This window comes from Galbibacter sp. L-19 (genome assembly GCF_056857615.1).
Genome location: NZ_JBSXNL010000025.1, coordinates 25,894 through 47,269, shown reverse-complemented (window position 1 = coordinate 47,269; position 21,376 = coordinate 25,894). Strand labels below are relative to the sequence as shown.

General features: G+C 36.2%; 19 protein-coding genes. 3 read left to right on the top strand and 16 right to left on the bottom strand.

Annotated elements, in window-relative coordinates; all coding sequences use genetic code 11:
• The first annotated feature begins 557 nt into the window (after positions 1-557).
• Positions 558-887, top strand: coding sequence for a YegP family protein (locus tag AC13CQ_RS01580; RefSeq protein ID WP_482882683.1), 330 nt, complete (start codon positions 558-560; stop codon positions 885-887).
• 92 nt (positions 888-979) lie between these two features.
• Here AC13CQ_RS01580 and AC13CQ_RS01575 read toward each other — a convergent pair whose 3' ends face one another.
• From AC13CQ_RS01575 to AC13CQ_RS01500, 16 genes are all read right to left on the bottom strand, one after another.
• Positions 980-1,156, bottom strand: a complete 177-nt coding sequence (locus AC13CQ_RS01575) for a histone H1 (RefSeq protein WP_008615214.1) — start codon at positions 1,154-1,156, stop codon at positions 980-982.
• 667 nt (positions 1,157-1,823) lie between these two features.
• Complete coding sequence (locus AC13CQ_RS01570) at positions 1,824-2,036, bottom strand: heavy-metal-associated domain-containing protein (RefSeq protein WP_008616468.1); 213 nt, start codon at positions 2,034-2,036, stop codon at positions 1,824-1,826.
• Between the two features lie 20 nt (positions 2,037-2,056).
• On the bottom strand, positions 2,057-4,318 hold the full coding sequence (locus AC13CQ_RS01565) for a heavy metal translocating P-type ATPase (RefSeq protein WP_008616467.1): 2,262 nt from the start codon (positions 4,316-4,318) through the stop codon (positions 2,057-2,059).
• 118 nt (positions 4,319-4,436) lie between these two features.
• Positions 4,437-5,231, bottom strand: coding sequence for a cation efflux transmembrane domain-containing protein (locus tag AC13CQ_RS01560; protein WP_008616466.1), 795 nt, complete (start codon positions 5,229-5,231; stop codon positions 4,437-4,439).
• Between the two features lie 18 nt (positions 5,232-5,249).
• Entirely contained in the window at positions 5,250-5,816 is a 567-nt protein-coding gene (locus AC13CQ_RS01555) for a helix-turn-helix domain-containing protein (protein WP_008616465.1), read from the bottom strand.
• Between the two features lie 263 nt (positions 5,817-6,079).
• Positions 6,080-7,882, bottom strand: coding sequence for an efflux RND transporter periplasmic adaptor subunit (locus tag AC13CQ_RS01550; RefSeq protein ID WP_008616461.1), 1,803 nt, complete (start codon positions 7,880-7,882; stop codon positions 6,080-6,082).
• An 11-nt stretch (positions 7,883-7,893) separates the two neighbouring features.
• Complete coding sequence (locus AC13CQ_RS01545) at positions 7,894-8,376, bottom strand: DUF305 domain-containing protein (RefSeq protein WP_008616455.1); 483 nt, start codon at positions 8,374-8,376, stop codon at positions 7,894-7,896.
• A gap of 22 nt (positions 8,377-8,398) precedes the next feature.
• The gene (locus AC13CQ_RS01540; protein WP_008616453.1) at positions 8,399-9,109 is read right to left on the bottom strand and encodes a PepSY domain-containing protein; all 711 of its coding nucleotides are present in this window, start codon (positions 9,107-9,109) and stop codon (positions 8,399-8,401) included.
• Between the two features lie 769 nt (positions 9,110-9,878).
• Positions 9,879-10,439, bottom strand: a complete 561-nt coding sequence (locus tag AC13CQ_RS01535) for a DUF3347 domain-containing protein (protein WP_040880317.1) — start codon at positions 10,437-10,439, stop codon at positions 9,879-9,881.
• Positions 10,440-10,461: 22 nt separating this feature from the next.
• A complete protein-coding gene (locus AC13CQ_RS01530; RefSeq protein WP_027884428.1) occupies positions 10,462-10,914 on the bottom strand; it encodes a heme-binding domain-containing protein in 453 nt (150 codons plus the stop codon).
• Entirely contained in the window at positions 10,914-11,546 is a 633-nt protein-coding gene (locus tag AC13CQ_RS01525) for a DUF3347 domain-containing protein (protein ID WP_482882682.1), read from the bottom strand. The genes AC13CQ_RS01530 and AC13CQ_RS01525 overlap by 1 nt, the downstream gene beginning before the upstream one ends.
• A gap of 51 nt (positions 11,547-11,597) precedes the next feature.
• Positions 11,598-11,984 carry a DUF302 domain-containing protein gene (locus AC13CQ_RS01520; RefSeq protein WP_008616446.1) on the bottom strand — a complete coding sequence of 129 codons (387 nt, stop codon included), beginning with the start codon at positions 11,982-11,984 and terminating at the stop codon, positions 11,598-11,600.
• Positions 11,985-12,005: 21 nt separating this feature from the next.
• Positions 12,006-14,354, bottom strand: coding sequence for a multicopper oxidase domain-containing protein (locus AC13CQ_RS01515; RefSeq protein WP_482882681.1), 2,349 nt, complete (start codon positions 14,352-14,354; stop codon positions 12,006-12,008).
• The gene (locus tag AC13CQ_RS01510) at positions 14,351-15,568 is read right to left on the bottom strand and encodes a TolC family protein (RefSeq protein ID WP_008616442.1); all 1,218 of its coding nucleotides are present in this window, start codon (positions 15,566-15,568) and stop codon (positions 14,351-14,353) included. Before AC13CQ_RS01510 ends, AC13CQ_RS01515 begins: the two co-directional genes overlap by 4 nt.
• On the bottom strand, positions 15,565-19,305 hold the full coding sequence (locus tag AC13CQ_RS01505; RefSeq protein ID WP_008616440.1) for an efflux RND transporter permease subunit: 3,741 nt from the start codon (positions 19,303-19,305) through the stop codon (positions 15,565-15,567). Before AC13CQ_RS01505 ends, AC13CQ_RS01510 begins: the two co-directional genes overlap by 4 nt.
• A gap of 134 nt (positions 19,306-19,439) precedes the next feature.
• Positions 19,440-19,856, bottom strand: a complete 417-nt coding sequence (locus tag AC13CQ_RS01500) for an HYC_CC_PP family protein (protein WP_008616438.1) — start codon at positions 19,854-19,856, stop codon at positions 19,440-19,442.
• 290 nt (positions 19,857-20,146) lie between these two features.
• Here AC13CQ_RS01500 and AC13CQ_RS01495 point away from each other — a divergent pair, with 290 nt between their 5' ends.
• Entirely contained in the window at positions 20,147-20,569 is a 423-nt protein-coding gene (locus AC13CQ_RS01495; RefSeq protein ID WP_008616436.1) for an HYC_CC_PP family protein, read from the top strand.
• Between the two features lie 165 nt (positions 20,570-20,734).
• Entirely contained in the window at positions 20,735-21,316 is a 582-nt protein-coding gene (locus tag AC13CQ_RS01490) for a helix-turn-helix domain-containing protein (RefSeq protein WP_040880381.1), read from the top strand.
• The last annotated feature ends 60 nt before the right edge of the window (positions 21,317-21,376 follow it).

Genomic DNA, 21,376 nt, shown 5'->3' with positions numbered 1-21,376 from the left:
AGGGGTGTTTGTTTGCCTTCTTGCGTGCATAGCACTTATAAAAGCAGTAGGTTCTGTCAAGACTTTTGAGCAGAAATCAGGAGTGTCTGCTGACGCCAGTAAATCCTAGGATTTACAAGGAAGTAGAAACCTTATTTCTAAACAAAACTTGTTATAGTCTTGACAGGTTCTATAGGGGTTTAGGAATGCTTAGCCGATACATTTTTGCAGGCGTGTACGGGAAGTTAAACGCCTATAAAAATGATTTCGGGTTAGCAATCCTTAGACCACTACCGCTGTTTTTCGTTATCCCGAAAAACAGGTAACGGCTTCTTTTATTATAAAACCCTTAAAATGTGGGGAAGACTCAATTTTTATTTTCAGGACTTTGCCGAGTAAATCCAAAAGAAGGATTTACCAAAAAGGACTTTTTAGAAAATGAAAAATGAGGAGCGCGGTGGATTTAAAAAAATACTATCTTAAATAGACTGATTTAAACTCTTAATTTTTTCAATAACGTATAGGATATTTTGAAACTCTCTCTAAAAGTTTTATCTTGAAACTAAAATTAACAAACCATGGGGAAATTTGAAATAAGCACCGATACATCTGATAAATATCGGTTTAATCTAAAAGCTACGAATGGACAAGTCATCTTAAGTAGTCAAGGGTACACTACAAAATCAGCTTGTGAGAATGGTATCGACTCTGTAAAGAAAAATGCTCAAGATGATGCAATGTTCGAACGGAATACCGCCAAAGATGGAAGTCCGTTTTTTAATTTAAAATCGAGTAATGGTCAAGTAATTGGTACTAGTGAGATGTATTCGAGTACTTCGGCCATGGAAACTGGAATCGCTTCTGTTAAATCAAATGCACCTGATGCAGCAATAGTAGATAATTCTTAACTATAAACACATAAACGCTCTCTTTTGCTATTACTATAATAGCGATCATGATAAGGCAGACTAACACCAATTAGTCTGCCTTTTTTATTTACCTATTTTTTTCCTTCTTCAACGGATACTTTTCTAAACTCTTTAAAAAGCTTTGTAAGCTCTAAAGAGGCTTTACGCGCTCTGGTTCCAGCTGCTTTATTTCCACTTTCTAGTTGCGAGTTTGCATCTTTTTGAAATGATTCGAATTCGGCTTCGATCTTTGAAATTAAATCTTTCATGGTATTTTTTTTAAATTCAGGATGCAATATAAATAGAAAAATGATTTTTTCTTACAGATCTTAAGATGTACATCAGTTACTATTTCTTAAAATTCTTAACGAAAAAGTTCAGTTTTACGAAGGGATGTTTTATAATCTCCTAACTGATTATTCCTCCACCCCTAATCCTAATAGAATTTCCAAAACGTAGGTATCCTTAAAACAGTTCCAATTGATTGCTTTGTTTTGCTTTCAGTTTTTGAGCCGCTATGTATTTTTTCCATTGCCTAGTTTGGCTCTCAAGGTTAAGGAATTCAAGGAGGTAGGCTACTGGGGTTGTACTGCTTAATTCTTCCTCATGCAACCACATAGACCGAAATTCAGATTTCACTTAATACTCCTTTGAGCGTTTAATTTTATAAAAATCATCCTACTATTTCTCTTTGTACATCCTAATCTATGGTACTATGATAAACTGAGTGCCATAGCTTACTCTATTTATACATCCTCGTAATTTGAGTTAAATTAATTTTTCAATATTGCTTCTTTCCCATAAATAAAATTATTTACTTGAGTTTCTTTTAGAACAGGATTGGCACCACTTTGAGCGTTTTGCTTTTCTATAAAAATGAACAGCAAAAAGAACAATCACAACCGAAATAAAAATATAAGCCATATTAAAAACGTATTAATCTACAGGTTCGGCCTTAAATCCCACTTTTTGCAAAGTCGCCTTTACATCTTCTTCGGTTACACCATCGCTTTCAATGGTTAGGATTTTATCAGGATTAGAGGTATCTACTTCCCAACTTTCTACACCTTCTTGTTTGTTTAAAAAAGGGGTGACTTTTGATACGCACCCACCACAATTGATATTTGTTTTAAATTTTAAAGTTTTCATAGTATTGAATTTATTTATTATTAAAGTTTTACTCGTTTAAGTCTTAAGCTATTTGCAACTACGGATACACTACTGAATGCCATTGCTGCACCTGCAATCATCGGATCCAACAAAAACCCATTTACAGGATAAAGAACTCCCGCTGCAATTGGAATGCCAATAATGTTGTAAATAAATGCCCAGAATAAGTTCTGACGTATGCCCAACACGGTTCTTTTTGATAGTTCCAATGCTTTTGGGATAGATTGTAAATCTGATGTTATCAAGGTCATTTTTGCTACATCCATTGCGATATCCGAACCTTTGCCCATAGCAATACTCACATTGGCTTGCGCCAAAGCGTGGGAATCGTTTATGCCATCACCAACCATCGCTACTATCTTTCCTTCTGCTTGTAATTTTTCAACAAAAGCAGCTTTGTCCGAAGGCATCACTTCTCCTTGGTAATTTGTTGTTATTCCTACTTGTTTTGCGACAGCAGATGCGGTTTTATTGTTATCTCCAGTAAGCATATAGACCTCAATGCCTCTTTCTTGAAGCGTTGCTATGGCTTTTTTTGAAGTTTCCTTAATCTTGTCAGCAATGGCGAGTATCGCCAGCACTTGCTTTTCATTGCCAAAGAAAATGACCGTTTTAGCCTGCTCTTCGAGACTTTCTGCCGTTTGCATTAAGGAAGCGTCGATTTGAATATTCTTTTCAACCATTAGCTTATGGTTTCCAACATAGTATTTTGAACCATTTTCTGTTTGAGCTTTTACCCCCTTTCCTGTGATACTTTCGAAGGAAGCCATTTCAGTTTGTTCAACATTTTCATCTTTTAAGTGGTTGACTACAGCCCCTGCCAAGGGATGTTCTGATTGTGCTTCGATAGCCAAAAGAATTTTTTTGTATTCATTGCTATTTTCAAGTTTATCCTTCCAAAGCATATCAGTTACTAATGGTTTTCCTTCGGTAATAGTACCAGTTTTATCAAGGATAACAGCATTCACTTTATAACCGAGTTCCAAACTTTCGGCATCTTTTATAAGAATATTATTTTCAGCTCCTTTGCCTATGCCGACCATTATGGCAGTAGGCGTTGCCAAGCCCAAGGCACAGGGACAAGCGATAACCAATACGGCTACAGATGTCAATAAGGCTTGCGAGAAGCCATTGTCGCCACCTACTGACATCCAGACGATGAATGTAATAATAGATATAGCCAATACGACAGGAACAAATATTCCAGCAATTTTATCGACCAGTTTCTGAACAGGTGCTTTGCTTCCTTGGGCTTCCTGAACCATTTTAATGATTTGGGACAATAAGGTTTCTCCACCTACTTTTTCGGCAGTAAATTGAAAACTCCCTTTTTGATTTACCGTGCCTGCAAATACCTTTTCATCTTTTATTTTTTCAACAGGAACAGGTTCTCCCGTAATCATACTTTCATCTACATACGAGCTTCCTTTAGATACTTCTCCATCCACAGGAATCTTTTCTCCCGGACGCACTAAAATGGTCTGACCTACTTGAACAGACGAAATAGGAATTTCCTTTTCTTCACCATTCTCAATAATTTTCAACGTTTTAGGCTGTAGTCCCATTAATTTTTTAATGGCTGAAGATGTATTTGACTTTGCCTTTTCCTCCAATAGTTTCCCCAAGGAAATAAAGGTTATAATTACCGTTGCCGCCTCATAATAAACGTGAGGCTCGATACCACGATTCAACCAAAATTCAGGAAAAAAAGTGTTGAACACACTAAACAGAAAAGCGATTCCTGTACTCAAGGCTACAAGCGTATCCATATTTGATTTACCGTGTTTGGCTTGCTTGAAAGCATTGATGAAAAAGCTACGACCGAACCAAAAAAGAATTGGAAAAGTCAACACCAAAGAAATCCACTTACCTGGTTCCCATTGCATAAAAAACATTCCTAATACAAAAATGGGAAGGGTAAGTATGGCCGACCAGATAGTACGGTTTTTTATGTCTTGATAATGTTTTTGCTGTAGTTCTTGTTGTACTGCTGAAGGATTCTCCGCATCAATGATTATGTCATAACCAACTTCGCGAAGTGCATTTTGAAGTTGATTAGGACTCAACTCTTTGTCGTACTCTACAAGAACAGAACTGCTCGCAAAGTTTACGCTAGCATCAAATACGCCATCTGTGTGTTTTAAAACGGATTCAACGCTTGCTGCGCAAGATGCGCAGGTCATACCTATAACTGGGAATGATTCTTTTATTCCCTGTTTAACATTCTTTTTTTCGGTTTCAAATATGTTGATTGTCTCCATAAACCCATTCTTATTTGTACACTGCAAATTTCAGGATTAAAGGACTTTAATGTGTTACATTATATGCTGAATGATTTGTAGAATTTGCTGATTAAAAGAATATCTGAATTTAATATGTTTATTTACTCAAATTTAATATTCTTAAAGCACCTTGAATTACTAAAACAAAGACAATCGTTCCTATAATCAAATCTGGTTTATTGGAATTCAACCAGTAAACTAAAAGTCCAGCAATAATTACACCTGTATTTATAATTACATCATTTGAAGTAAAAATCATACTTGCTTTCATATGTGCCTCATCTTTACTCTTTGACTTTTGCAAAATGTAAAGACAAATTCCGTTTGCTATAAGTGCAAATATCGAAACGATAATCATTGTGGAAAAGTCGGGAAGTTTTTCCGCTCCGAAAAAACGCCTTAAAACTTCCAAAAATCCTATTGTAGCAAGTAGTATTTGAAAATATCCTGCAATTTTAGCTATTCTTTTCTTTTTGATTAATGTGCCACCTATTGCAAATAAGCTAATTCCATAAACGAAACTGTCTGCTAGCATATCTAAACTATCGGCAACAAGTCCCATTGATTCAGAAATCAGTCCTGTTGCCATTTCAATAACAAAGAAAGCAAAGTTTATTCCGAGAACCGTCCAGAGTAATTTCTTTTGGTTTTTATGTTCTTTGAATTCGATTTGGTCTGTTTCTTCTGTTGTGAGTAATTTTCCGCCTAAATTAAGTTGTAAAATTGATTGTTCTATTTCATCAATTTGACCTTTGTGAAAAACGGTCAGTTTTCGATTAGTAATATCAAAATCGAGATTCGCTATACTCGAAACCCCATCCAATTTCATTCGGATTAGATTTTCTTCCGAAGGGCAATCCATTTGGGTTATTTCAAATATTGATTTTAGCATTTATTTCTTTTATTAAATTTAAATCTCATCCAAGGATTTTCGGTTTTTGCCCATCGATTTCTTAAACTGTGATGGTGTCATCCCAGTAATTTTCTTGAACTGATTGCTTAAATATGCAACGCTACTATAATGTAGTTGAAAAGCTATTTCACTTAAGGTTAGTTCATCGTAAACTATGAGTTCTTTTATACGTTCAATTTTTTGGTTGATGATATATTGCTCAAACGTGATGCTTTCTACTGACGAGAATAGGGAACTTAAATATTTGTAATCCAAATTAAGTTCACCACTTATAATATCTGCCCATTTTAAATCGGTTTCGTCGTTGGAATGATGTATTTTCTCAACAACCAAAGTTTTCATTTGCTCAATAAGTTGACTTTTACGGTCGTCAATCAAACTGAAACCTGAATTTTGAAGGGCTTCGGAAAGCTCTTTTTTGGTGTTTGCATTTAATGTTGACACTAATTTAACTTCTCCCAATTTAATAGAAGCATAGGATATTTCAAGTTGTTTTAAAATATTGGATACTGCCGAGATACATCTTGGGCAGACCATATTTTTAATATAGATAATCTCTCTCATATAATACTTGTCTTTAAAACAAGGTTAACCCAGATTTGTGTAGAGAATAGTAAACAGCAGCTATCGCAGCAATTACAAAAATCAATACTATCACAACAAAAGCTATAATTTTATCTTTTTTTGTGATATTACTTTTAGGTTGATGCTTCTTCCTTTCATTTTTTCGTCTATTTCTTCTGCTTTCACTCATTATCGTTCGCCATTATAAAACCAAGATTATTTTTTGGCCTTATGTAGATTACTTGATTAATCCGTAATTCGTTTTATTTTAAAGTTGCTTTTACCTCTCCACAGGTTAACATAGCCTCTCCATAATATGGATTTCGCACTTCTTCTTCCAAACTTATCCAATAGGCACCTTTATTGTTATTGGCCATTGGGCAAAACTGGATATATACATTTTGGTTGACCCCAAAAAGCTGTACACCACTTATCATATGTGCCGAAAGATGCTTGAAATGCCCTCTTTGTGCTGCTATGTCTGAACTGTTCTCAATAGCATTTGCAGATGATTTTAGTTCCTTTTGAATGGTCATCCAATGGTTATGCGCCTTTTTATCAGATAATAACTTCATATCCACTTTTTTCAAGGACTGGTTGATTTGTTCTCCTGCTTGTTGAGCACCCTTGGTATCATCGTTTACCAATGCATCCTTTAAAAGAATATAATCATCAAAAACCTGTTCTAACTGATTCTGAAATTTGTTTGAAACCCTAATTCTTTCCTTCATTTGAGAATGATTGGTTACATCCATATTTTCTCCAGAACCATCTTCTTGCATTCCCAAATGTCCTTCGTGTCCTGTCATAGTTTTACCTCCTTCTTGATTCATCATTGATTTTTTACCCTGAAGCTGTGCCGCGGCATCTACTGTAAACGTGCCGTTAGTTACCACTTCATCTCCATTTTTTAAACCTTCAAGAACGGTATAACTATCGCCAGTGGCATTGCCCAATAAAACTTCTTTCATCTCAAAAACAGCTTTATTAGGGTCTGTTTTGACATAGACCACAGAACGTTCGCCCGTCCACATAACAGCCGTTGACGGTACAGAAACGGTGTTCTCTGTGCTCGTTCGAGCACCCTCGATTTTTCCTTCCACAAACATTCCCGGCTTAAAGAGGTCTTTTTTATTTTGTAAAACAGCTCTCACAACCACCGTTCTTGTAGCAGAGTTTAATAAGGGGGCAATAAACGAGACCTTGGCGTCAAACACTTCATTTCTATAGGCATTGGTGGTTACTTTAATGGTTTGTCCTTCTTTTAAGGACGCAATTTGGTTTTCGTAAGCATCAAATTCTGCCCATACTGTATTGAGATTGGCAATTTTGTATAAGGGTTGTCCTTGTTTTACATAGTCACCTTCTTCTACCATTTTCTGTGTTACCGTTCCTGATACGGTTGCGTACACAGGAAAGTTTTCTTGTACTTTCCCAGAGTTTTCTATGGCGTTGATTTGCTTTTCTGAAAGTTTCCAAAGTTTGAGCTTGTTTCTAACAGCTTTATATAATTCTGGTTGCGATTCTTTCAATGATGAAGCGGTAAGCAGTTCTTGTTGTGCCGCAACTAATTCTGGCGAATAAATAGTTGCCAAGCGTTGTCCTGCGCCAACACGTTCTCCTGTTGAATTAACGTATAGTTTTTCAATTCTTCCTCCAAAATATGTGACCTGTACGGCATTTGACTCTTCATTTGCTTTTATCTTTCCAGATAATTTTAGGGAATTATTTCCTATTTGTCCTTGTCCCACAAGTGACGTTTGAATATTGGCTAGAGCCATTGCGTTATCGGTCATTTTGATTTCATTGGCATTGAGGCCATCGGCACCCGATTCAGCTGGAATTAAATCCATTCCACATATTGGGCAGTCGCCAGGTTCTGGTTGCATAATCTGTGGGTGCATAGAACAGGTCCACATTTGATTAGTAGCAATTTCTTCTGAATGTTCGTGATTGTCTTTAGCACTATTTGTTGCCTTATCAGTAGAATCTCCACCGAACAGTAGAAAGCCACCTAGAAGGCCAACAATCAAGGCAATACCTATATAAATGATGTTTTTTTTCATTGTCTTTGTTTTTATTTGTTATTTTCTAATCGTTTAATCATTGCTTTCATTTCTGCAATTTCCTTTTCTTGTGCTTTAATTATATCATCTGCTAATTTCTTCACTTCCGGGTCTTGTATATCCGCTCGCTTACTGGTTAAAATGGCGATAGAGTGATGCGGAATCATAGCTTTCATATAGAGCACATCGCCAATAATTGGGGCCTGTACCCTCACAAGGCCTAACGCGCCACCAAATAGAACAATACTTCCAAGAACAATTGCTATATTTTTCTTTTTGTTTTGGTACATATTACGCATTGTTACAAACATAATAATGGCCATAGCGGCAATACCCAAACAGCTCATATAAAATCGGGTAAGACTAAAATAGACGTGGTCAATTTCATAAGAGTTTAAGTACATTGTAACGTACATTGCTATGAAGGATGCCACGAGCATACCTACAAATTTTGTGTAGTTGTTTTTCTTTGAATTTTGATTTGAATTTTCCATTTTATGTTGGTTTTAGTGTTACTTATTTTCGTTTCTTTTTAACCAATTTTCTAATTGTGGGCGACGATATGTACCAAAGTAAGAACCCACTTAATACTGTAATTAACCCTAACAATGAAAACGCCCGCAGGATTATGGTATTAAAGTTGTCCCTGCCTTGATAGTCCATAGTGTGGTTCATCCACAAAAAATCGAACCAGCGCCAGTTTCTATGACGAACGGTCTGAAATGCACCATTTTCTATGGCGACATAAGCCTTCAAGTTTTGTGGGGTTTTATATGAAATCTCATAGGCTGGTAATGGACGACCACGGTATTCGTGATGTGCATCTACTTTCTCAATTCGTTTTATACCCCTTATTTCCAAATCGGGCAGCATATATCTATTGGCTACCTGTTTTGCTTCAGCTTTAGTAATACCATTTTTTTCATTTCCCGTTTTAGCACTAAATAAATTAGCTTCGTTAATCCAATAGTACGGCTCATTGGCTATTTCCAATAATTTTAGTGTTTGGATTGGTTCTTCACTCGCTAATTGCTCAGTCCCCAATAGGTTGGAAAAAGCAGTTTGCCGTGGCTTTTCTTTTTTGAACTGGTCGCCGTGTATTTCATCAATGTCCGTCCAGCTAAAATACATTCCGCTGATAGTCCACATCAAGAACTGAATGCCGAGGAATATACCCAAGTATCGGTGCGCTTTTCGAATCCATTTTGCTGTCTTTCTGTTGACCATACTTTCTATAATTTAATTCACAAAATATTTGACAATTATTCCACCTACCAACCAGACGTAACAGATATAGGCAACATACTTTAAAATCTTTTCAAGCAATGGGCTTTTAGGTGCCATCCCGCTCATCGTACTTTCAACACCCTTATTTTTAAAGAACCCTAAATAGTTGTTTGTAAAACCCTGTGTTTTCAGATTTTTTTCTTGTTGTCATTAACCATTTTAATTTAAGCTCTTAACTAAATAATTGAAGTGCCAATGCACCACCAACTATTAATATTAGGATTGTATATACTATATAATTGAGCCATTTTTTAACCACAGATTTACCTATTATTTGTTGGCAACCGTTCTTGCAACATTCTTTCATTGTTATAAATTCTTTTCTTTATTGTTATTTGCAAAACCATATAAATAATACTTGAAGATGAGAGGTAAACTTTAATGAACCAACCAAATTTTTACCCCTCAAAATCAAGCATCTTCACTAAACTTCTTTTCTGCGAAATTTTAATTTGCCCGACCTAGGAAGAGAGACGCTATATTTAGGGATTTAATCTCTCTCCCAGTTCAGGCTGCTATTAACCAAATCAACTTCTCTTTTTCAAAAGTTCATTGTGCCTGACTTGGGAAGGAACTAACACTAATCATCAACATTGTTTTCCTTCCCACGACAGGACTTTACAACTATTCAGGTAACCCTGCCATCTCTTAAGCTACTGTTAACTAATAAACCAATATATTTAAAAGAGTATTAAAGGCAGGGGATTATTTATTGAATAGTTTTTTGCACTTTTCCACATTTAAGCATTCTGCTACCGTAATATGGGTTTTTTACTTCTTTGCTGGTACTCAACCACGCACTACCTTTATCGTACATTGGGCAAAATTGTTGGTAAAGCGTGTTTTTTGTTCCCGTAATAGCTACCAAATCTGTTATGTCCTTACTTAAGGTCTTAAAATGTTCGCGCTGGTGGTCTATGGCACTTTCAGAAATATGCTCGGCGTGCTCTACGGCATCTTCTATAATATCTTCTAATTCTTCTTGATTTTCTTTTGAATAACTGTCCGTATCAAAAGCTTTAAGAGAAACTACCAATTTAGACCCAGCTTGGGCTGCTTTTTTGGTGTCATCTGCAACCAAAGCATTTTTTAAATTAAAGTAATCACTTAAAATTGTTTCTGTTTTTGCATCACTTTTCATAGTTGTCATTTTACTATGATCCATTTTCATATCTTCGTGATCGTGGTTCATCTTTTTCTTTTCCTGTGCGTTGGTAAAAGAAACTGCTAACAATAGCACTGCTGCTATACTCATTCTTAAATTTTTCATTTTTATTATATTTAATTATAGTTTATAAATTGTCTTTTAATTGTGTCATAAAATTAATTACCTCTTTCGCTTCCTCTTCTGAAAAGGCTGCCTCTTTATGTATCAAAGTGTAAGAATCCAAAGGCATTTCGCCAGCTTCAATCTGTTTGACAATAGACCTTAATTTACTGGCTTTTCGTCGGTTAGACAAGGAATCCCATTTACTGAAGTTAAGCTCGGCCTTTCCTTCTTTGATATGGTCTTCCAAAAACCAAGCAACGGGTTGAATTTTATTGTACCAAGGGTATTGCGTATTATTACTGTGGCAATCATAGCAGGAAACCTGTAACTTATTTTGAATGTTCTCCGGAACATTGTTAACCAACATAAAATCAGTTTCGGGTACCGTATCACTTTGATTTCGTGTTGTGGGAATAAATTGAATTCCCACAAACGCCACCAATAGTATTATTGCTATTATTTTTACAATCCTCATTAGTTAATCTCTTTTTGTACCTTCCCGCAATTCAACATTTGACTTCCGTAATAGGGATTCTTAATGTCTTTGCTCAAACTCAGCCAAGCACTACCGCCATCGTACATTGGGCAAATCTGTTGGTAAAGGGTGTTTTCAGTTCCTGTAATTGCAACCATATCAGATACATCCTTGCTCAATATTTTAAAATGCTCTCGCTGATGATCTATATCACTTTCCGAGATATGTTCTGCGTGCTCTACGGCATCTTCTATAATATCTTTTAATTCGGCTTTTTGAGTGTCGGAAAAATTTGATGAAACATCAAAATTCCCTAAAGTTGTTGCCAGAGTTGCACCAAGTGTTTTTGCTTTAGCATTATCATCTGCAACCAACGCATTTTTAAGATTAAAGTAGTCCTTTAATACAGCTTGTGAATTACCATCGCCACTCATTGCCATTTCCTTCTTATCTCCATCGTGGTGTTCATCACTATTATCGTGATTCATTTTTGAATGGTCTTCATCAGCACTCATTTCAGAATGGTTCCCATCTGCATTATTTTGTTCATTTTTGTTGTCTTTGCAAGACATTGCTGTTAAGGTTATAAATGCTATTGCAACTATACCTAATGTTGATTTTAATTTGCTCATTTTGTTTTAATTTATGTTTGTGTTTATTTGTATTACTTTTTGAAATGTATTTTATAGTTTTTCAATTACGTTTTCTAGCATTGCAGTTATTTCATTGGCAACCTCATTCAACTTCTCATTCTCCACTGCCTGCATCGATGCCATTGGGTTTACTGCTGCTACTTCAATGGTGCCTGCTTCAATTTCCTGAACTATGACATTGCAAGGCAACATCGTTCCAATTTTATCTTCTGCTTGCAAAGCTTTGTGAGCATAGGGAGGATTGCAAGCCCCTAGAATCCTATACTTTTTAAAGTCTATATCCAGTTTTTTCTTTAGTGTTTCTGTTACATCAATTTCTGTAAGGATTCCAAAACCTTCTTCCTTTAATCCTTGTGTCACTTTCTCTATGACCTCTTCGAAGGTTCCATTGATTGTTTTATTAAAATAATAGTTCATCTTTTTTTAATTTTTAGTTGTTTAAAATCTTGCTAATAGTCCACCACCCAATCCATATCGGTTATTGTAGTTAGCTTGGATTGAAAAATTGCGCGAAAGAATGTATGCAACCCCTACCAACCATTGTGTTTCGCTTTCAAATGATTTATTATTCTCTAAATCATTGACCCATCCAAAATCTGCTCTGTATTCGTATTCGCCTTCCAAAAAAATTCTTGGAAAAATCAATAATTCTCTGTCCAAACGTATTCTTGGGCGTAGCTGATGGTCCATACTCACATCTACATTAAATCTATAAGGCGTAAAATACTTTACACCAACCAATCCTACGGTATTAAATGTATCGTAAGAATCTGGTGTTGACGTTTCGGTATTTACTCCTGCATAAACACGTACCCAATCGTTCAGATACCTATTATAACTTATTTCGGCTTCAAGATTTTGGTCGTAATCGAACTCTGTTCTCAAACCAAATTCATTTCGGATATTGCTCGACGTTAAAAAGAGTTCATTAAAATTTGAACCTGCACGAGCCAATCCCCACGAATAATAATGGTCTGTCTCATCGATAAGTTTCTGAACTGGATAATCTTTCATTCTATCATCCCTTGGGGTATCGTAACTAAACACTCTTGCCATACCACCCATCATATGGTACAATACGTGACAATGAAAGAACCAATCGCCATACTCTTCGTTATAAAATTCAATAATAACTTTCTGCATTGGTGGTACGTTCACGGTATGCTTTAATGGGGAACGTTCTCCTTTTTCATTAATGACCCTGAAGTAATGACCGTGCAAGTGCATTGGATGGTGCATCATAGTCAGGTTATTTAATGTAATTCTGGTTACCTCGCCTCCTTTTATATTTATCTTATCGGTTTCTGATAATGGAACCCCATTCATACTCCATACATAGCGATTCATATTACCTGTTAGGTTAAGCAACACTTCATTTACTGGTAAATCTGCCTTAAATTCAGTTTTTTCTTTTGCCTCTAAAAAATCATAGTTGAAGTATGTCTTTCGCTCCTCATAATCAAAAGAAGTAGAATCCTTCTGCATCATTGGCATATTGTGCATATGACCTTCCATTTTATTTGATGCTCCATTATGGCTCATTGACATCGAGTCTTTTTTCATTCCCATTGTATCATCCATCTTCATATCCATTTGGTCATTCATTTTGCCATCTTTCATCGACATCTTATCGTTCCCCATTTTCATCTTCATTCCGTACTTCTGCATTAAAACTTCGGGTGTATTCTTCTTCTTGTTTCCAACCATTGCAGGTGCTCCCATTTTCATATCCATTTTAGCCATTTGCTTCATCATCGCTACCTTATCAGGTCTATCAATTCTTTTGGCTGGGTAAAGAGTGCCATTACCTAACTGTATAGAGGTATGACCTGAACCATCTTGAGCGGTTGCGGTAATTTCAATAGTTCCTTCTGGAATAGTTACAATTACATCATACGTTTCGGCTATGCCAAAGAGAAATCTGCTTTTGGAAACGGGTTGCACGTCAACACCATCACTGGAAACCAACATTGGGTTACCTCCGCCAAAGTCCATCCAATAATAGGTAGAAGCCGATGCGTTAATGAAGCGAAGCCTTACTTTTTCGCCAGCCGTAAATTCTGGATACTCTGCCAGTTTTTTACCGTTGGACAAAAATGCGGGATAATAAATGTCTGCAATATCAGCCCCTTCCATACGGTCTCTCCAAAATTTAAGTTGAGCACCAAAGGCACCTTCTGAAATGACCCTACTTAATGGCACTGCTGTGCCTTTTTTAACTTGATACCACTCGTTACCTCTTTTAAGGTTTCGTAATACATTCATTGGTTTTTCATTGGTCCAATCTGATAATACCACGACTAAATCTTTATCATATTCCAAGGTTTTCTCTTTTGGATGAATGATAATAGACCCATAAACACCTTTTTGTTCTTGTAGCATTGTGTGGGAATGGTACCAATATGTTCCCGATTGGTTGATTGGAATCCTGTATTGGAAGGTTGTTCCTGGCTCAATCGGTGGGGTAGTTAAATATGGAACCCCGTCGTAAAAATTGGGAAGTATCAATCCGTGCCAATGCACTGAAGTTTCTTCATCCATTTTATTGGTTACGTTGATTATAGCAAGGTCTCCTTCATTAAATTCCAAAACAGGCCCAGGGATACCTCCATTGATGGTCATTGCATTGGCAGTAACACCTCCAAGTGTCATTTCGTTTTCCTCAATGGTAAGGTTATACTCCTTAACAGGTCGCCCATCTTCCTTTCTATCATTTCCGTTTGTGCCTACTTGGGCAAAAATTGAAGTTGTGAAAAGTAATAGCGTAATAATTTTTATTGTTTTCATTTTGTCAAATAATTTATGATGGCATATTCTGTATAATACCCTCTATTAGATTCGATTAAATTGATTTGAAACCTTAACTGCAATTCTTGTACATCGAGCACATCGTTAAAATCTATAGTTCCGGTTTCGTAATTCTTAATGAGAATTTCTTCGGCGTCATTCGCCTGCTTTAAATTGTCTGTTTGTACATTAAACTTAATTCTCATTGTATTTCTATTATAAATAGCTTGTGCAAGACGTGTTTCAAGGTTATTGAGCCTCTCTTCTTTCTGTGATTTTATTTCCAATTGTTTCAATTCATTTTGCTTTGTCACTGACTTATATTTATTATTGAAAATGGGAATTGAAATAGAAACCATAGGCATCACAATGTCTTTACCATTATCGGAAAAATTCATATCTGGACGTTCTGACACAGGCACATAGTCCAAACCAAAACCGATATTGGGCGCACTCTCTTTTTGGTTTAACAACTCCGATTGTTCAACCGATTCAAATAGCTTATCATACTTTATGAGTTCTGGGTTTAACTGAAGGTTTTCAGTTAAGATTAAAGCATCCTCATCTGGAATAAACATCTCTTCAACAACGGTTACTGCAATATCCTCATCCCGATTTAAAAGATTGTTGAAAGCTGTTTGTTCTGCCAAATAATCTTGCTCCAATACTTCTTTTTGCTGTACAAGTTCATTTTGCCTTATTTGCAGGCGAAGAACATCTACAGCAGATGCCTTACCAACTTCTACTGAAGTTAACGCCAAACGCTCATAGGTTTCTAAAAGCTCAATGTTCTTATCAAGCACTAATTGTTTTGCTCTGATGGCGTATAGCTCGTAATAAGATTGAGAAACTGCAAGTGCAAGTTTTCGCTTTGCAATCGCAATATCTACATATTGAGTTTCTGCCATTGAACTGGCATAATTTTCCCTTGCGGTAATAGTTCCAAACCAAGGCAGCATTTGTGATACCGAAAAGCGAGCACGTTGTGCACCTGTTCGGGTTTCGGGTTCGCTTACAAAATAACCTACTCCCACAACGGTATTTGGCAACCAATCTGCTTCATTAACTTTTTCTTCAGCTATATTATACCGCAATTCAAAAGCTTGAATCTCTGGATTATTCTTCTCAGCTTCCTGAATGTACGTTGTCAAATCTTGTGCATTCGTTTTGGCTAAAGCAAAAAAAGCAAGTACTATTACAATTACATATCTCATTTTGTAGCTCTTTTTAATTGAAATTCGTGTTTCCAGCTAAATAATACTGGTACAACAAATAGGGTTATAAGCGCAATTAACATTCCTCCAAAGGATGGAATTGCCATCGGAATCATAATATCACTACCTCGACCTGTTGATGTGAGTACAGGTAGTAAAGCAAGAATCGTGGTTGCCGTTGTCATTAAACAAGGTCGAATACGTTTTTCTCCTGCTTCGACTACGGATGCTCTAACCCCAGTTTTATCTGTTGGTTTGTTTTTGTCAAAGGTTTGCGTAAGGTAGGTAGCCATTACTACGCCATCATCGGTAGCAATACCGAATAGAGCAATAAAACCAACCCATACAGCGACACTTAAATTTATAGTGTGCATTTGAAAGAGGTCTCGTAAATTTTCTCCGAAAAAGCTGAAGTTTAAGAACCAATCTTGGCCGTAGAACCATATCATTAAAAAACCTCCCGCAAAGGCGACAGCAATTCCAGTAAAGACCATTAATGACGTTCCAACAGAACGGAACTGGAAATATAGGATTAGAAAAATAATAGCCAAAGCCAGAGGTACTACCACGCTCAATGTTTTTTCTGCTCGTAACTGATTTTCATACGTTCCCGTAAATTGATAATTGATACCCTTTGGAACGGTCAATTCGCCATTGTCAATTTTTTCTTGAATAAGGGCTTGGGCATTTTCCACCACATCTACTTCGGCGAAACCATCTAATTTATCAAAAAGGACATAGCCTACTAAAAAAGTGTCTTCACTCTTTATAACCTGTGGCCCTTTCTCATATCTAATAGTGACCAACTCACTTAACGGAACCGGACTTCCTTTTTCTACAGGCACATAAATATCTTTTAAATCGTTTGGATTTGCGCGTAATTCCCTTGGGTAGCGTACACGAATACCATAGCGCTCCCTACCTTCTACTGTTTGTGAAAGCACCATACCACCAACAGAAACCTGTATAACTTGCTGTACTTGCTCTATGGTTATGCCATAGCGCGCAAGTCGTTCTCTGTCAATATCAATAAGTAGGTAGGGTTTCCCCACAATACGGTCGGCAAAGACCGCTTCTTCTTTTACGCCTTCGGCCTGTTTTAAGATATCTTCCAATTGTACCCCAAACGCCTCAATTTCTTTTAAATCCTGTCCTTTCACCTTAATGCCCATAGGTGCTCGCATACCAGTCTGTAGCATCACCAAGCGTGTTTCTATGGGTTGTAGCTTTGGTGCTGAAGTAACACCTGGAAGCTTTGTAACCCTTACGATTTCTTTCCAAATATCGTCTGGCGATTCAATTTCAGGTCGCCAATTTCTAAAGTACTCTCCATCGTCATCTGGAATGAGCTGTGAACTTGTCACAGAGAATGGGTCTGTAATTTTTGAGGCTTTATAGTCATCATCTTCTACTTCAATTTCGCTATTAGGGTTGGTTACTAAACTGCCATCCTTTAAAACAAATAAGCCGTCTTCGTTTACCTTAAAGCGTTGTCTTTTGCGATTTTCATTTAAAATATATTCAGATTTATATTGAATAACATTCTCATACATCGATAACGGTGCAGGGTCTAATGCTGATTCTGTACGCCCAGATTTACCGACTACAGTTTCAATTTCTGGAATGCTCGCAACGGCCATATCGAGTTGCTGTAGGACGCGTTTATTTTCCTCCACACCTGCGTGTGGCATTGAAGTGGGCATTAACAGGAATGAACCCTCATTGAGTGAAGGCATAAACTCTTTACCAGTATTACGCATAATCATCACTCCAAAAATTACAATGGCAGTTGGTATCGAAAGAAATAACAGCTTATTACGCAATGCCCAATTTAAAATCCGAACATAATAATTTCTAAAAAGTGTAAATACACCCAAAAGACCAAAACAGATAAGACCAACGAAGATTAAGTTTATAAGGATACTTCTATCTACTCCCAGTGGTCTCCAATATTCCGCCAATAGGAATATGATAGCAAAAGCCGAAACAAATATATTGATGATGTTGGCGCGTTTTGACGTAATCTTTTCCTTTAGTGAAAGGAAGCCAACAACGCCAAATGCAACTAATATTAATCCAAGCGGATAGCCTAAAATTAAAGACAAAACGCCAAAAACAATCAATGCTCCATTTAGCATATAACTAAAAGAAGTTTTTAAATTTCTCTTTTTAAATAAATAGGCCGCAAATGGTGGAATTAAAAATAGGGCAACAATAAGAGATGCGGTGAGTGCTGCCGTTTTTGTAAATGCCAATGGCCTAAACAATTTCCCTTCTGCACCAATCATAGTAAATACAGGAATGAAACTAATAATAGTGGTCATTACTGCCGTTAAGATGGCGCCAGAAACTTCGGCAGTCGCATTATAAACTACCGTATTCATAGGTAGCTTTTCTTCATTTTCATCAATATGCCGCAAGACATTTTCCGAAAGGATAACGCCCACATCGACCATAGTTCCAATAGCAATTGCAATACCAGATAAGGCGACAATATTTGCATCTACATTGAACAGTTTCATAGAAATAAAGACCATCAAAACCGCAACAGGCAATAATCCGGAAATCAATACGGAAGCCCTTAAATTGAAGACCATTATGATAATCACAAAAATGGTTATCAATATCTCTAAAGTTAGCGCTTCATCAAGTGTGCCCAAGGTTTCTTGGATTAGTTCTGTTCTGTCATAAAAGGGTACGATGGTTAATTGCGAAGTCCTCCCATCGCTTAATGTTTTTGATGGAAGCCCAGAACTTAACTCGTTTATTTTTTCTTTAACATTGTTGATGACTTCCATAGGATTGGCCCCATAACGAGCCACTACAACACCACCAACAACCTCGGCTCCTTCCTTGTCCAATAAGCCTCTTCTTGTAGCAGGACCGTGTGTTACTTTCGCAATATCCTTTATACGGATGGATGTAAAATCTTTTGAAGTAACTACCGCGTTTTCTAAATCAGATAGTTTCTTAATATAACCCAATCCTCTTATAAGGTATTCAGCTTGGTTGATTTCAAGCGTTTGTGCACCAACATCTTTGTTGCTTTGTTTTACTGCTTTTACAACCTCACTCAAGCCTATGTTGTATTGCCGCATTAATTCGGGATTAACATCCACTTGATATTCCAAAACATATCCGCCGATGGAAGCCACTTCTGAAACGCCACTCGCAGATGACAACGCATATTTCACGTAGAAGTCTTGAATGCTTCTTAATTCTTGTAAATCCCAACCGCCAGTTACGTTACCGTTTTCATCACGGCCTTCCAGCGTGTACCAATAAATTTGCCCAAGACCAGTTGCATCAGGTCCCAATGCAGGATTTACTCCATCAGGTAGCAGTCCTGCTGGTAATGAATTCAACTTCTCAAGTATTCGGCTACGACTCCAGTAAAATTCGATATCCTCTTCAAAAATGATGTAGATACTTGAAAAGCCAAACATAGATGAACTTCGTATGGTTTTGACACCTGGAATACCAAGAAGTGATGTGGTTAAAGGATAGGTAATTTGATCTTCAATATCCTGTGGGGATCGACCATCCCATTTAGTAAATACAATTTGTTGGTTTTCGCCAATATCTGGTATGGCATCTACGGCAACAGGGTCTCGAGGAAGTGAGCCTGTATTCCATTCAAACGGGGCGTTTACGACTCCCCAAGCAATAAAAAGTGCAAGTAGTAGAACGGCTACTAGCTTGTTCTCGATTAAAAATTTGATGCTTTTATTCAGCATTACAATGATTATTAAACAGTTATACATCGAATAATATCTTGATAAAATCAAAACATTAAACACAAGAAATTGAGCCCAAAATAGTATTGACCATAGGGCTAATTATTCCGATATTTATCGGAAACTGTTTAAAATCAAATTAAATACGTCTCGTGCAGTTTTTGTATATCCCGTATGAGAAAGGGAACCGCATAATCTCTAAATGGTACAATGTGTGAATCAAGAGTCTCAAAGAGATTGATATAAGAATGTACAAAAGAGACAACAAAGACTTGTTGCTCAAAATTTAAGGTGTTAAAAGACATCTTCAGGTCGTCCTGACCTTCAACAACTAATTGCTTATCTGAACAGCAGGAATCATCCTGAACTTCACTTTGACAATCATTTTTGGATAGTTGTTTATCCATTCCGCAAGTTTCAACGTGCCCAAATAAAGAAGAATCCACTAAAGTATCGCCACAGTAATGACTATCAATAGTAAAAGAAACTGTTGACAATAGCACGATAAGTGCCAAACAAACGGATGATATTTTATGAAAAACTTTTTTCATTAATGTTGCAAATTTATAAAAAATTTATCTCAATTTATTTATTTAACAATTTTTTTTGATTTATCAATGTTTATTTTGCACGAAACCGCTTAAATATTATTTGCAAATAAAATTCTTTTGCAGCTTCCTTTATATGATATAAATCATAGTTCTGTTGAACTTTTAGAATTATATTTGTACTGATTAATTTTGTTGTTTTTTTGTAAAAAACTGATAATAAAATAATTGAACAGTTGAATTTTATTTTCCAAAATCCTTTAATGTTAATCAAAATTTATTAATTTTATAGTGTGAAATCTTTTTTTACTAAAATACTGTCCTTCTTTTTAGCAGTTTTTATACTGTTTTCCACCACATCCTTTACGGTAAATATGCACTTTTGCTGTAATAAAATGGTGGATTTGGCTTTTTTTAGTAAAGCAGAATCTTGTATGGAGACTGCACAGAAAAAAGATAATAATTCCAAGCAATGTACTACAATACAAGAGAAAGACTGTTGCGATAATAAGACCATCTTGAAAGAAGGAGATGACACCTTCAAGAAGGCCAATACAATTTCAGAGATTGAAACTTTAGTTTTCTTAAACAACTTCGTCTATTCTTATATCAACCTTTTTGAAGGTTTAGAGAAAAACACAGTTTCTTTTAAGGCTTATAGGCCACTTTTGCTATCCACAGACCTTGTAATCCTCAACGAGTCCTTTTTAATTTGATTTTCTACTTCGCAGGTTAAAATTAATCTGCATTGCCTCTATAGCCAATATTTCACTTCTGGCTAACATTTGTTGTACCCAATTCTCAACAACACTATTAACCTTGTACTATTAAGAAAATTGAAACTATTTGGCAAAATGCCTAATAGCAATACATCGATTATTATGAAAGGACCCAAAGAATTTTGGATTAAGAATATGGTCTGTAGCCGCTGCTTAAAAGTTATTAAGCAAGAACTACAAGAATTGGGAGTTACTGTGCTTTCATTAGAATTAGGAAGATTATTGGTAGAAGCACCAAAAAAAACCAGCAATGAAATTGTCGAAGCTGTTACAACTGTGCTTCACGCTAATGATTTTGAAATTGTACAAAAAGAAGAAGAAATGCTCGTAGAAAGAATGAAAGTCATTCTAATAGAACAATTGCAAGAGTTACCATTACATATTAAGGTAAAAACATCTGAACTATTGGCTTCAAGACTTCATAAAGATTACAAGACATTGAGCAGATTGTTTTCAGCAAATCAACAGACAACCATTGAAAAGTACTTTATCAAATTAAAAATAGAAAAAGTCAAAGAGCTCATTCAGCTTAAACAACATTCCTTTTCAGATATAGGATATTTATTGGACTACAGTAGTGTCAACCACCTGTCTAGACAGTTTAAGGAAGTGGTGGGAATGAGTATGACCGATTACAAAAACACAGGAAATTGGAAACGGAATTTCTATGATGAAATTATATAGATATCAACGAAAGTTATGCAGACAAAAGCTTAAGGCAATGGTTAATTTCATCAAATTAAA

Excerpts from the sequence above, each read along its gene's own strand:
- AC13CQ_RS01580 (WP_482882683.1), top strand. The coding sequence starts at position 558 with ATGGGGAAATTTGAAATAAGCACCGATACATCTGATAAATATCGGTTT.
- AC13CQ_RS01575 (WP_008615214.1), bottom strand. The coding sequence starts at position 1,156 with ATGAAAGATTTAATTTCAAAGATCGAAGCCGAATTCGAATCATTTCAA.
- AC13CQ_RS01570 (WP_008616468.1), bottom strand. The coding sequence starts at position 2,036 with ATGAAAACTTTAAAATTTAAAACAAATATCAATTGTGGTGGGTGCGTA.
- AC13CQ_RS01565 (WP_008616467.1), bottom strand. The coding sequence starts at position 4,318 with ATGGAGACAATCAACATATTTGAAACCGAAAAAAAGAATGTTAAACAG.
- AC13CQ_RS01560 (WP_008616466.1), bottom strand. The coding sequence starts at position 5,231 with ATGCTAAAATCAATATTTGAAATAACCCAAATGGATTGCCCTTCGGAA.
- AC13CQ_RS01555 (WP_008616465.1), bottom strand. The coding sequence starts at position 5,816 with ATGAGAGAGATTATCTATATTAAAAATATGGTCTGCCCAAGATGTATC.
- AC13CQ_RS01550 (WP_008616461.1), bottom strand. The coding sequence starts at position 7,882 with ATGAAAAAAAACATCATTTATATAGGTATTGCCTTGATTGTTGGCCTT.
- AC13CQ_RS01545 (WP_008616455.1), bottom strand. The coding sequence starts at position 8,376 with ATGGAAAATTCAAATCAAAATTCAAAGAAAAACAACTACACAAAATTT.
- AC13CQ_RS01540 (WP_008616453.1), bottom strand. The coding sequence starts at position 9,109 with ATGGTCAACAGAAAGACAGCAAAATGGATTCGAAAAGCGCACCGATAC.
- AC13CQ_RS01535 (WP_040880317.1), bottom strand. The coding sequence starts at position 10,439 with ATGAAAAATTTAAGAATGAGTATAGCAGCAGTGCTATTGTTAGCAGTT.
- AC13CQ_RS01530 (WP_027884428.1), bottom strand. The coding sequence starts at position 10,914 with ATGAGGATTGTAAAAATAATAGCAATAATACTATTGGTGGCGTTTGTG.
- AC13CQ_RS01525 (WP_482882682.1), bottom strand. The coding sequence starts at position 11,546 with ATGAGCAAATTAAAATCAACATTAGGTATAGTTGCAATAGCATTTATA.
- AC13CQ_RS01520 (WP_008616446.1), bottom strand. The coding sequence starts at position 11,984 with ATGAACTATTATTTTAATAAAACAATCAATGGAACCTTCGAAGAGGTC.
- AC13CQ_RS01515 (WP_482882681.1), bottom strand. The coding sequence starts at position 14,354 with ATGAAAACAATAAAAATTATTACGCTATTACTTTTCACAACTTCAATT.
- AC13CQ_RS01510 (WP_008616442.1), bottom strand. The coding sequence starts at position 15,568 with ATGAGATATGTAATTGTAATAGTACTTGCTTTTTTTGCTTTAGCCAAA.
- AC13CQ_RS01505 (WP_008616440.1), bottom strand. The coding sequence starts at position 19,305 with ATGCTGAATAAAAGCATCAAATTTTTAATCGAGAACAAGCTAGTAGCC.
- AC13CQ_RS01500 (WP_008616438.1), bottom strand. The coding sequence starts at position 19,856 with ATGAAAAAAGTTTTTCATAAAATATCATCCGTTTGTTTGGCACTTATC.
- AC13CQ_RS01490 (WP_040880381.1), top strand. The coding sequence starts at position 20,735 with ATGAAAGGACCCAAAGAATTTTGGATTAAGAATATGGTCTGTAGCCGC.